We start from the raw sequence: 11,128 nt of genomic DNA on the forward strand, positions 1-11,128 counted from the left end.
AAAACGTTTACGGAACGTAGTACAGAGAACCGTCGATATCGACGGTCTTTACCGTCTCGCCGATGATGGCCCCCTCCGGAATCTTGAGATCGACGGTGGAGTAGTTCGACGGGTCCAATACCTGTATCTCGGTCGGCCCGATGCTAACAACCGCAGCGCTCCCCAGGTCTGACTTTTTGCGATATACTTTCAGAGAAGACATGTCCGATCTGCGGACCGTGATCTCTTTGAAACCCTTGATGGAGAGTATCCTGCCGCCGGTGCCGAAGACCCGGAGGAGCTTGTAGTGTTTGTCGTTCCAGATCACCACATCTCCAGATTTGAACTCGGGAAGGCGTACGAGGTATGTTATGCGGTACATGTCCTGACCGTCGGGCGTGCGGCCGACTAGCTTTGCCGACTCCTTGTTTTCGCCGCTGTATTTATCGGAAACGATCTTTGCTATCGTGTGGCCGAGAGATATGGACGAGACATAGAAGTCCACGCCCCCGTGCATCTTCTCAACTTTCGATATGAAATACTGGCGGTTGATCCTGGACTGCTGGTCCACATAGCCCATGACCATGTTTACAACCTGTTCCATCGTATCTTCGTCCAACGCCCTTTCCTCGGAACGGACCTGAAGTATCGATTCGTAGTAGCTGCCCTGTATCCTCGAACACCTCTTGCATACGGTATTCTTAACCCTGACTATGGTGGACGCCTCCGACTCCAAAACCACCCCCTCGATGGATACTTCGGATATGACGGTGGCCACAAAGGTGCGGGGATCCTGCTCTTCCGAAAAGGATTCCAAACACTTTATGCGATTGCCGTTCAGCACAGTGACGTTTTCGAACGTGAAATCCTCCACTGCGTTCTTTTTGCTGGACGGCGTCCATTTACCGCCCAGATAATACTCTCCGCACACGGCGCAGACCTCCAGGTCCAAGTGATGGGGCAGAGATGTGAACTGCCTGCCGTCGAGATAGCATTCGATGCATAGGCCGTCGAGCGTTTTTTCGACATCCTTGCCGCATTTTACACAGAACCTCATATCAGCACCACCTGTGCGTGTCTGACCCCGGCTATCATCATAACATTCTCGGACACGACATATCCTTTCTCGATGGCTACCGCGATCGTCCTTTCCCCAAAAAGATTCATCATTGTGACCGAACCCATGCGTTCCGCAAGTGTTTCCTCTGTGATGGCATCTCCGCCGTAGAACACCTCTGTGATCGTTACCTTTGCTATTCCATCCTGGAATGTCTTTCCAAGAAGTTCCTCGTCGCACGCTGCTAGCAGGCGCTCATCGCCGTGCCTGTGTATTCTGGCTCTTATCATTTTCAGGCCCTCTTGTAAACTCCGGCCGACGGCGAATAAAAGTCTCCGGCCTCATGTATCTTCCTGGTCACCTTGCGGACCTCGTCCTCTGAAATCCCCTCGGACGTTGCGTGCAGTATTATTTCGTCGATCGACATTCCGGTCTCCGCACCGAACTCATTGACTATGTCACGTATTATCTTGACGCTGTCACGGTCTTTCTTCGAAACACCCGTCGCCACCCTGTCGATGTCCCACTGTCCGCCCTCGGGCGCGGCTATTTTGCCCAGGTAGAATTCGACCATGTCCACCGCGCGATTGGCGTCGGCATCGGTGACGATGTAACTCAATCTCATCCTTGCGGATGCCTCGGACAGGCGCACGTACGCTTCCAGCTGCCTTGCGGTTATGGGGACGGATTTGTTCTCTCCCTCGCCCATCTTCCTGATATTAAGATAGCTGGCACTTATTATGCTCGCCGCTTCGTCGGTCATGACCGGCGTTATCCTCTTCGAGTATGCTACATATTTCCTGAGAGTATCCATGTCGTAATACGGACGGATGTCCTCCGTTTCCGCCAGGATCCTGTCGGCATCCACTCCTTTGAGCGTCACGCCCTCCTTCATCATACGGACCTGCCCGCGGCGGTGGGCCTTGAGGATGTGCTCGGTGATATCCTTGTCCTTCTTCTTGTCCGGCTTATCCGTGAGCACGAATATCATATCGAAACGCGACATCAGCGCCGGTGGCAATTCGATCTGGTTCGTTATTGTGTCTGTGTCCTCGAACCTTCCGTATTTCGGGTTCGCCGCGGCCAACATCGAGCACCTGCATTGCAGAGTCGCGGTTATACCGGCCTTTGCCACAGATATCTTCTGTGATTCCATCGCCTCGTGGAGCGATGAACGGTCCTGGGTCGTCATCTTGTCGAGCTCGTCGATACATGCAAGACCTTTGTCCGCAAGGACGAGCGCTCCTGCCTCGAGCGTCCATCGTCCGTCTCCGAAATCGTCTTTTACGGCAGCGGCCGTCAGGCCGGCCGCGCTTGCAGACTTTCCGGACGCGTATATTCCCCTTGGTGCCAGGTTGCTCATGTATCTAAGCAGCTGGGACTTTGCCACGCCGGGATCTCCTATCAGCAGGACGTGCATGTCTCCCCTTATAGAGGTCCCATCGTCCATGTCTTTATGGCATCCGCCGAAAAGTTGCAGTGCCAGCGCCTCCTTTATTTCATCAAGGCCATAAATCGTCGGGGAGATCGAAGCGACTATTTTGCTGAAAAGCTCGGGATCGTCCGACATCTCTATGATCTTCTTCTCGTCGGCATCGGTTATCTGTATCTCGTCATATTCGTGCTGTTCGAACTCGATCGAGAGGATGTCCATGTAAATATCAAAAACCGTCGATTTGTCACGTTCCGGCTTCTCCACAGAACGGATGATGCCGTTCATGGTCACACGGTTACCTGCCGTCACCGCTCCGGATATGTCATCCTCCAGGAACCCTGCCAGCCTCTCCGGCTGTGCGCCCCCCCTCAATCCCTCGGGGCTCTCCTGGATCTCGATCTTCTGAGTGTCCATGTATTTTGATTCCTTGTCGTTGAGTATGAAACGCGTTGACTGCTTGTTGCAGCTCCCGTCCGGATTGATGCACATCATAGGCTCGTTGAGAAGCATGCCCTTCTGGGGCACCCACTGCTCGGCCGCGCATCTGGCACATGTGAAAAGCGCATGTGTCATCCTAGGCCTTACCGTGGTGACTTTTCTGACAAGCCCTTCGACGGCGACAAGTTTGCCAAGGTTCTTCGCTCTGAGATTACGGATGTCCACCGTTGCATCCCTGGGTAGGCCGACGATCCTCAGGTTTATATGGTCCTTGCTGTCCCAGGAAGGCGGCATGAGGGAATGAACGCACTCGCGTCCTATCCTGAGGCACCGGTCCGGGTTGTCGAGCACGAACATCGCAAAGTCCGTGTCGTACGTGTCGATGTCCGAATAACGGACCTCTAGGCTCCTCATGTCGGGGTACGCTGCGGCGATGCCCGTTATGGAAATGCGATACTGTTCAAAGGTCCCCAGGATCTCGTCCCAGGCCGTCTGGATGTCTCCGTCCTGATAGTTAACCATCGAGCATGCCTCCGTTGAGTCCGGAGCGGCACTCCTCGTCCGCCCACCATATCCATCCGCCCTGCTCCGTAGAAACCTTTCCCTTCAGCAGGCCCTGCTTTCTGAGCTTTGTGAATGTCTTTGCCAGATCGTCCGGGCATTTATCATCGAAAAAACCTTCGAGCCGCCTGTTCGCCTCCGGAGTTGTGACCGTGTCATCTCCCAGGGCCATCCAAATCTGCAGCACTAGTTCTTTCTTCACTTTCTTGTGATAGCCTAATTCATACTAAATAAGTTGTGAACCGCTTGCTTCGCCACAAAAAATGTTGAAACAGACACTGTTCAGGCAGATACGAGCTTCTTCAGTTTCTGGGGTTCGTCCATGTTTTCCTTCACCCAGTCACGTATCCTGTAGGCCATTCTTAGGTAATCTTCGGCAAGTTCCTTGTCGTCTGTTGCGGTGAAGTCTTCGGTCGATCCCATGTCGACCAGGATCTGCTTTCCTTTCCAGACGGTCTTATGTGCGTATTCCTCAAAGACCTGGGCCTGTGTGTATATGACGAAATCGTAACCATGGTCGGCCGGAAGGTATTCGCTGTCGAATCCTTTGGACCTCTGGTGCCTGATATCCTCGGACTCTGTGTACATGGTGATGATCATGTCGCAGTCCATCACATCCGGCTCGGGGCCCGCGCTGAACGCCTGATACATACCGGGATACTGTTTGTTGGTATAGTACTCGGCCAGCTGAGACTGGAGATCGTTCTTCCGGTCCACAAAAAGGACCGAGACCTTGTTCCTGTCCCTCTCCGGCCTGCTCTCTTTGGCCATCTTTCTCTCTGACATGCAATCCGGGTTATTACTTTCGGGACATATACCTTTTGGGAAGTATGTTTAAACCTTCTGGAGGATAGAGGGTCGCCACAGTGATGAACGTTTTCGAGCTGTTTTTGATGATAGACGGGCGAGCTGAGTGGCACCTTCTCAATAAGTGTAAATAAGCCCCTGCAGATGGAAGTTTATGTGTGCAGTACTCCAGGTCGCGCTCGACATCATGCAGGTCGGACGCAGCGTCCCCATCGCCAAAGAGGCGATCGAGGGAGGTGCTGATTGGATTGAAGCGGGAACGCCGCTGATAAAAAGCGGTGGAGCGGAAGCGATACGCGTCCTCAGGAGAGAGTTTCCCGACAGGAAGATAGTCGCCGACACGAAAACGATGGACGTGGGCGCGTTCGAGGTGGAGATCGCAGCCAAGGCCGGTGCAGACATAATAACGGTGCTGGGTCTTGCGGACGACTCGACCATTTCCGAGGCCGTTTCTGCCGGAAGGAAATACGGCGCAGAGATAATGGTCGACATGATCAACGTAGTCGACAAATTGAAAAGGTCCAAAGAGGTCGCCAAGCTGGGCGTCGCATACATATGCCTTCACATGGGCATAGATGCACAGATGAAGGGAGAGGCTCCGCCCAAGGACCTCCTCCGGGAAATAGTCGATGCGACCGCCGTGCCCATCGCCGTCGCCGGTGGGATAACTGCTGAGAACGCAGGGGAATACGTGGATGCGGGCGCCTCCATAATCATTGTCGGCGGAGGCATCCTGAAGGCTGCCGACATCCGTGCTGCCGCCGCAGCCATAAAGTCTTCGATGGCGGGCTCCAAGGTAAACACCGAGCTTGCAAAAAAATACACGGAGGACAATCTGTTCGAGGCGTTCTCGAGGGTTTCCACCTGCAATATTTCTGACGCTCATCACAAAAAAGGAGTGATACTGGGGCTCACTCCCTACATAAAGGACGGGAGCCGCATGGTCGGCCGCGCACTTACGGTTCAGACGACGAACGGCGACTGGGCGAAACCCGTGGAGGCTATCGACAGGGCGAAGCGGGGCGACATCATCGTCATAGACGTGGGCGGTGGCTGGATGGCCGTATGGGGAGAGCTTGCCGCCACCTCTGCAATGGTGGCCGGATGCGCGGGCGTCGTGATAGACGGTAGCATACGCGACATCGACGATATACGCAAAATGGAGTTCCCGGCCTTTGCCAGAATGGCCGTTCCGTGTGCCGGGGAGCCGAAAGGGTACGGAGGGATCGGCATCGAGATAACCGTCGGCGGGCAGAGGGTCCGCACGGGAGACTGGATCATAGGGGACGAGAGCGGACTGATAGTCGTCCCAAAAGAAGAGGCCGTCGAGGTGGCCAACCGCGCGCTGGACGTGCACGAGCACGAGGACCGCACCCGTGAGGAGATCAGAAGAGGCTCGACCCTCTCCAAGGTGAACGAGATCTCCAAATGGGAGCCCGTAAAGTAATTCACCTGTGGAAGAACGGATCGGATGTACCGTCTGCACTGTTGTCGTAGATCAACGGGCGGCTGTAGTCGCCGTACTTCTCAGCCAGCTTCATCAGGCGTTCGACCCTATCCTTTGTCGAGGGGTGGGTGCTGAATATCCTCTCCGTAAACGACCTCCTGGTTCCGGAGGGGTTCGATATCCAGACCGACGAATATGCGGGGTTGTGATAATCGTTGGCAGGGCTGTCGCATCCCTTCTCTATGCGCATCAAGGCATTGGCTAGGGCCGTGGGGTTACCTGTGATCTCGGCCGCGGATTCGTCAGCCAGGTACTCCCTCTTTCTGGAAATGCTCAGCTGAAGGATCAGGGCGGCGATAGGGAGCGTGATATACATCACAAGTCCGACAAGCAGCATTGCGCCCCCGTTCTTGTTGTTGCCCGAGCCTGCCAAAGCGAAGTATATGCCGAAACGCCCGACGAACGCGATTACCGCCGACACGGCGGAGGCTACCGACATGACGAGTATGTCGCGGTTCTTCACGTGGGACATCTCATGCGCGATGACCCCCTCGAGCTCATCGTCAGGAAGCGCGTTGAGCAGCCCTCTCGTGGCTACGACCGCGGCGTCCTTGGGGCTGCGGCCTGTGGCGAACGCGTTGGGCATGTATTCCTCTGTGACGCCTACCTCGGGCATCGGGACCCCCGCCTTATCGGCAACGGACCTGACTATGCGGTAGAGCCTGGGCTCCTCATGCTCGGTCACGATCCTCGCGTTGTTGGATCTGAGGGCCCTTTTTTTGGAGAATATTGCCGAAAAGGAAAGGATCAGCACCGCCACTGCGATAAGCGCTATGAGCCCCATGAGCGGACTGCCGAACAACCATCCTACTATCCATCCTACTGCCGCGAAGATAGACGTCATAAATGCAAACGTCAGTGCGGTCCTGAAATGCCATGCAGCCTTCAAATTAACACCCTCATCATATTAGTCCGAGCTCATATTCCAATTTATCGCCTACATTGTATTCCTTTACACCGTAAAGCGATAGTTTTTCCCTGATGCGCAATGCGCCTTTAGGACCGGTGCAATGATTGAGATATAACTCCTGGCACTCTGTGTCGCGCAGCTTCTCCGCCGTCGCATATGCGATTTCCTTGGGAGCCTTCTCGAGATGCAGCCCGCCGATGAGCGCCCTGGGATAATCGCCGAATTTTTCACGGACCGTCTCAAGTACGGAATCGATCCCGCAGTGGCAGCATCCGCTTATCAGTATGGGGCGGTTACCGCCTGCGAGGACCATGAACGTCTCGGACGTCCCGTCCGCCTCGGTCGGAGGGGTCAGGAACAGATGTTTGCTTATCTGCGTCCATCCCGTTACATCCTTCCTCTCGGCCTTGGACTCCGTTCTTTTTGTGAATGATATGCCGTCCTTCGACAGCGGACCCCTGCCGCCCCATGCCTCGGTCGGCGCGTAGATGGGTACCGGCCCGCTTCTGGCGTCGAGGAGCGCGCTTATCGCCCTCGCATGGTCTGCGTGGCCATGGGACACGACGACCCTGGATATCGAATCGGCCCCTATCCCGAGGTGCTCCATGTTGTGGATCAGATATCTCCCGCGGAGCCCGGTTCCGAACAGCGTGCGCTCGCCGTCGACATCGATCATAACCGAAAAGCCCTTGGCGCCGATGTACGGCGTGTTGGGTTGCGAACCTTCATTGTATATGCATAGCACGCTCGCCTTCATGTCCCCGTAATTAACATTGCGTTGAAAAAGGTTTCAGCGACGGAACATGCGATTCGGTATGTCCTCGCATACCCTGCGGACGTTCTCTTCGGTCATCCCGCCATTAGCCAGCATCGCCTTGATGCGTTTAGGCACAGTATTTACGGACATGCGCGCCCCAGGCTTCTCGGGGTCGTCGTAATAATCGGTCTCCACCATGAAACGGTCCGATCCTTTGGAGAGCGCTTCGCGTATGTTTTCCCTCGATGCGGGAATCGACGGCATCACTCCGAATGTCTCGTCGTCCGTTACGAACGGAGGGGACGAATGCTTTATGACCATCCCGGGATCCAGGCCGGCCTTCCTGGCTATATCCGAGAGCGAGCGGTTCGTTCCGATCGTGCCGGCCTCGCTGTGTATTATTACCGGGCAACTGTTCTCTTTCGCAATCCCCATCCCGGCCTGCAGCACCGTGTTGGACGCATCCCATATCTCTTCCGAGACGGAAAAGTGGGGCCTTCCTATCTCGCCTATGGCCTGTGCTTTTCCTTCCGCCACAGCGCGGCCTGCGATCTCCATGCCTTCTATCATGGCCTCGGTCGCCGTCCTTATCCCGTATTTATCCGCCAATCCGAGCAGAATTATAGGATATGGTCCCACGGCCGTGTTGATCTGGAGACCGGTAGCATCCCTGGCCATCGACGCCATCCTGTATGTTATTTCGAACGATTCGGCGAAGTCTTTTCCATTTTCGATCTGCACCTCTGCATATGGGAGGGTGATCAGCGTCAGTCCCGTACCGCCCGCCGTTTCGAATTCGCGGATCGCCTCCACATTTCGTCCCGAGGGGCTCATATGTATGTGATTATCATAGATTGGGACCTTTTCGGCCATATTTGCAGAGCTACGGACAAATAATTATACGTTCCCCGTGCTAGCAGAGGATATGGACAGGGACTCCCGGTTCCTCCTGAAGTGTTTCAGGAAGTACTACAAGGAAAACACGCCGATGTTGCCCGACCGTTTCACACGCAGGGAGTTCGGCTTCATGTTCTTCGACAGGAACATGATGCAGAGGCACATGGGGTTCGTCAACGCTGAAGACCTGCGCAGGTTTATGGCGTCCAACGTCCCGGCCCATAGCTACTATTCCACCGCTTACTACAGGAAGCCGTCCGCACCCACCATGGAAGAGAAGGAGTGGCTAGGCGCCGAGCTGATCTTCGATCTGGACGCCGACCATCTTGTCGGAGCGGAGAACATGACGTATCCGACCATGATGCGCCAGATCAGAAGCGAGATGATCGGCCTGTGCGACTCTTTCCTCATGGGCGACCTGGGTTTTGACGAAAAGGACGTCCATCTTACGTTTTCCGGAGGAAGAGGATATCATGCCCACGTCATGATGCCCGATGTTCTGACCCTTGGCTCCCATGAGCGCAGGGAGGTCGTAGATTATGTCCTGGGTTCGGGACTGGATATAGATTGGGTTTTTCCATATAATCAGGTCGCCACTTCCCGCATGGCCGTTAACGGCGGCGTCAGGACGAACGTTGCGAGGGACCGCCTTGTCCCATCAGAGAATTCCGGAGGATGGAAGAAGAGGATGAGGAACGGCCTGATGGACGTTGTCAACGACTTCTGCGACCTTGACGCCAAGACTTTGCGTTCGAACTATCCTTCGATTAAGAAGAGCCAGTACAGCACCGTGGAGAAGGTTCAGGAGGATGTGCTGCGCTCAAGGAAGGTCATCTTTGACAAAAACACCATGGCCACCATGGGAAAGACCTCGCAGGAGATGTTGGTAAAGATAATGGACCAGGACATGAGGCCGCGCCTCAGCGGAGAGGTCGACGCTCCGGTCACCTCGGACGTGAAGAGGCTGATACGCCTTCCGGGCTCCATACACGGAAAGGGCGGACTGAGGGTCACCCCGCTGACACGCGAAGAGCTTACGGACTTCGAACCCCTCGACCTGGCCGTCCCGGACGAATATTCCGATGATCCTGTGGACATCACCGTCAAAAAACCGGTGGACCTGACGATCAAGGGGGAACGCTTTTCGCTTGAAGGGGAGACCGAGGTGCCCGAGTTCGCCGCTGTTTTCCTGATCGGAAGAAGGTTCGCCCAGTTCGGGAAGGTTTCCGAACTTCCGGATGTTTTATTCTGATCCGAAACAGCAGCATCTGCGGACCCGTATGACTTCGAATCCGTTCGATGTCAGCCAATCTTCGGTCTCCTGGGACATGTTGGCTATTTTTCTTACTCCCAGTTCGATGCATTTCCTCTCCAGGTTCCTCATCCTGCGGTCCCGCATGCATCCCAGGGTGACAGACAACCCCATGTCCAATAACGTTTCCGCGGCATCGGTCACTTCTTTTTCCGAAACATGATGATTTTCGAATGGCGTTTCCCTGGTCGGCACCAGTGCCAGCAATATGACCTGAGTTATGCCTCTGTTTATTGCCAACTCGGCGCTTTTTATAAGGTCGCGATCGCCGAAACCGGATGTGAGGTGCGGAACCGGGGTTCCGCCCGCAAGCAATATCGCATCTATTGTACGTTCATACACTTCGGGACCTGGCAGATTGAATACGTTTGCGATCAATTCCGGGTCCTGATGCAAATCCACGGAGAACCTGGACACGCCGGAGGATACCAGAAGCTCCGCATCTTCACGACCGATGATGCCCGGGTGTACGTTAACCATAAGACCCAGGTCCGATATATTCCTGATCGTCGAAGCGAAAGGCGCAAGAGGCACCCGGCCGTCCCGGAGGCTTCCTCCGCTTACGAGGATGCCTTCGCCTCCCCTCGCCCTGACTTCGTTAGCAATTTCCAAAAGTCTTCCGGGATCGCCGGCGGGAATCATTCCGCATAGATGTCTGCCCATGCAGTGAGCGCACATAAGCTCGCATCCGACCCCCGTTACGGAGACGGCGGGGAAGCTGGTACCGGGTGAAAAATTAGCAACAACGCCGTCGGGGTTGCCCATGCGCACCACCAAAGCTTTATTAGTTAAATATAGTTCCCGAACCTGGTAATTAAAATGAAGGCATTCCTTATCAAGGGCACGCACGCCGACAAGAGACAGGGAAAACAGATTTTCTCCGTCGAGATGGCCGCAGAAGACGAGGTAGCTGTGAGGGAAAAAGCCCTCTCCACCCTCGGAAGCCAGCACAGGCTCAAAAGATGGCAGATCGATATCTCCGAAATATCCGAGCTATCGGCCGACAAAGTAACAGACCACGTTGTGAAATACCAGATCGGTGAGTGAGATGGAAGAAAAGGACCTACGTCAGGCTCTGCAGGTCCTCGAATCCTACAAAGGACAGATGGAGACCCTGAGCCGCCAGATCAACATCCTCCAGGTTTCCCTCGAGGAGTCGGTCCGGGCCCGCGAGACCCTGAAGGCCTTCGCGAGCGCAAAAGAAGGGGATGACGTACTGGTTCCTATCGGAGCCTCCGTTTTCGTCGCCGCCAAAGTGACCGGGAGCAGGAAGGCCGTCGTCGGTATCGGAAACAGGATATCTGTCGACAAAGACCTGGCCGAGGCCACCGAATACATGGGTTCCGGGGTCGTCGAGATCCAGGAAGCGCTCAAAAAGGCCAGCAACGCATTTTCAGAGATGCAGTCTGCAGCCAACAACCTGGCCGACGCCATAAACGCAGAGTACGAGGCCAGGCAACAGGCCTGA

At 55.1% G+C, this 11,128-nt stretch carries 13 protein-coding genes; 4 read left to right on the forward strand and 9 right to left on the reverse strand.

Translation table 11 applies throughout. The annotated features are described in order from the left end of the window. Positions 1 to 7: 7 nt before the first annotated feature. The 5 genes from VB016_06570 to VB016_06590 form a co-directional block, all read right to left on the reverse strand. Entirely contained in the window at positions 8 to 1,036 is a 1,029-nt protein-coding gene (locus VB016_06570) for an NMD3-related protein (protein MEA4978186.1), read from the reverse strand. Then, a complete protein-coding gene (locus VB016_06575) occupies positions 1,033 to 1,326 on the reverse strand; it encodes a DUF424 family protein (GenBank protein ID MEA4978187.1) in 294 nt (97 codons plus the stop codon). Before VB016_06575 ends, VB016_06570 begins: the two co-directional genes overlap by 4 nt. A 2-nt stretch (positions 1,327 to 1,328) precedes the next feature. After that, positions 1,329 to 3,431 carry a minichromosome maintenance protein MCM gene (locus VB016_06580; protein MEA4978188.1) on the reverse strand — a complete coding sequence of 701 codons (2,103 nt, stop codon included), beginning with the start codon at positions 3,429 to 3,431 and terminating at the stop codon, positions 1,329 to 1,331. Then, positions 3,424 to 3,672, reverse strand: coding sequence for a hypothetical protein (locus VB016_06585; protein MEA4978189.1), 249 nt, complete (start codon positions 3,670 to 3,672; stop codon positions 3,424 to 3,426). The genes VB016_06580 and VB016_06585 overlap by 8 nt, the downstream gene beginning before the upstream one ends. An 80-nt stretch (positions 3,673 to 3,752) precedes the next feature. After that, positions 3,753 to 4,256, reverse strand: coding sequence for a hypothetical protein (locus VB016_06590; protein MEA4978190.1), 504 nt, complete (start codon positions 4,254 to 4,256; stop codon positions 3,753 to 3,755). 175 nt (positions 4,257 to 4,431) lie between these two features. On the opposite strand from VB016_06590, the gene hxlA reads away from it, so the two are divergent. Then, on the forward strand, positions 4,432 to 5,724 hold the full coding sequence (hxlA, locus tag VB016_06595) for a 3-hexulose-6-phosphate synthase (protein ID MEA4978191.1): 1,293 nt from the start codon (positions 4,432 to 4,434) through the stop codon (positions 5,722 to 5,724). Between the two features lies 1 nt (position 5,725). On the opposite strand, the gene VB016_06600 is transcribed toward hxlA, so the two are convergent. From VB016_06600 to VB016_06610, 3 genes are read right to left on the reverse strand one after another with little or no spacing between them, the layout of a single operon-like run. Further along, positions 5,726 to 6,673 carry a M48 family metalloprotease gene (locus tag VB016_06600; GenBank protein ID MEA4978192.1) on the reverse strand — a complete coding sequence of 316 codons (948 nt, stop codon included), beginning with the start codon at positions 6,671 to 6,673 and terminating at the stop codon, positions 5,726 to 5,728. 13 nt (positions 6,674 to 6,686) lie between these two features. Then, positions 6,687 to 7,451 (reverse strand): MBL fold metallo-hydrolase, encoded by a 765-nt coding sequence (locus VB016_06605; protein ID MEA4978193.1) that lies wholly within the window; start codon positions 7,449 to 7,451, stop codon positions 6,687 to 6,689. 33 nt (positions 7,452 to 7,484) lie between these two features. Then, on the reverse strand, positions 7,485 to 8,324 hold the full coding sequence (locus VB016_06610) for a TatD family hydrolase (GenBank protein ID MEA4978194.1): 840 nt from the start codon (positions 8,322 to 8,324) through the stop codon (positions 7,485 to 7,487). Between the two features lie 52 nt (positions 8,325 to 8,376). On the opposite strand from VB016_06610, the gene priS reads away from it, so the two are divergent. Continuing rightward, positions 8,377 to 9,600: a DNA primase catalytic subunit PriS gene (priS, locus tag VB016_06615; GenBank protein MEA4978195.1), complete on the forward strand. Its 1,224-nt coding sequence runs from the start codon at positions 8,377 to 8,379 to the stop codon at positions 9,598 to 9,600. Here the strand turns inward: priS and VB016_06620 are convergent. Beyond that, positions 9,592 to 10,425, reverse strand: a complete 834-nt coding sequence (locus VB016_06620; protein ID MEA4978196.1) for a radical SAM protein — start codon at positions 10,423 to 10,425, stop codon at positions 9,592 to 9,594. The two genes, priS and VB016_06620, sit on opposite strands and share 9 nt — an antisense overlap. A 54-nt stretch (positions 10,426 to 10,479) precedes the next feature. On the opposite strand from VB016_06620, the gene rpl18a reads away from it, so the two are divergent. Together rpl18a and pfdA are read left to right on the forward strand one after the other, a co-directional pair. Then, positions 10,480 to 10,707: a 50S ribosomal protein L18Ae gene (gene rpl18a, locus VB016_06625; protein ID MEA4978197.1), complete on the forward strand. Its 228-nt coding sequence runs from the start codon at positions 10,480 to 10,482 to the stop codon at positions 10,705 to 10,707. Position 10,708: 1 nt separating this feature from the next. Further along, entirely contained in the window at positions 10,709 to 11,128 is a 420-nt protein-coding gene (pfdA, locus tag VB016_06630) for a prefoldin subunit alpha (protein ID MEA4978198.1), read from the forward strand.

Source organism: Methanomassiliicoccaceae archaeon (assembly GCA_034928305.1).
In the GTDB taxonomy this organism is placed as follows: Archaea; Thermoplasmatota; Thermoplasmata; order Methanomassiliicoccales; family Methanomethylophilaceae; genus VadinCA11.

Coding starts and splice junctions, on each gene's coding strand:
- VB016_06570 (MEA4978186.1), bottom strand. CDS start 1,036: ATGAGGTTCTGTGTAAAATGCGGCAAGGATGTCGAAAAAACGCTCGAC.
- VB016_06575 (MEA4978187.1), bottom strand. CDS start 1,326: ATGATAAGAGCCAGAATACACAGGCACGGCGATGAGCGCCTGCTAGCA.
- VB016_06580 (MEA4978188.1), bottom strand. CDS start 3,431: ATGGTTAACTATCAGGACGGAGACATCCAGACGGCCTGGGACGAGATC.
- VB016_06590 (MEA4978190.1), bottom strand. CDS start 4,256: ATGTCAGAGAGAAAGATGGCCAAAGAGAGCAGGCCGGAGAGGGACAGG.
- hxlA (MEA4978191.1), top strand. CDS start 4,432: ATGTGTGCAGTACTCCAGGTCGCGCTCGACATCATGCAGGTCGGACGC.
- VB016_06605 (MEA4978193.1), bottom strand. CDS start 7,451: ATGAAGGCGAGCGTGCTATGCATATACAATGAAGGTTCGCAACCCAAC.
- VB016_06610 (MEA4978194.1), bottom strand. CDS start 8,324: ATGGCCGAAAAGGTCCCAATCTATGATAATCACATACATATGAGCCCC.
- priS (MEA4978195.1), top strand. CDS start 8,377: ATGGACAGGGACTCCCGGTTCCTCCTGAAGTGTTTCAGGAAGTACTAC.
- VB016_06620 (MEA4978196.1), bottom strand. CDS start 10,425: ATGGGCAACCCCGACGGCGTTGTTGCTAATTTTTCACCCGGTACCAGC.
- rpl18a (MEA4978197.1), top strand. CDS start 10,480: ATGAAGGCATTCCTTATCAAGGGCACGCACGCCGACAAGAGACAGGGA.
- pfdA (MEA4978198.1), top strand. CDS start 10,709: ATGGAAGAAAAGGACCTACGTCAGGCTCTGCAGGTCCTCGAATCCTAC.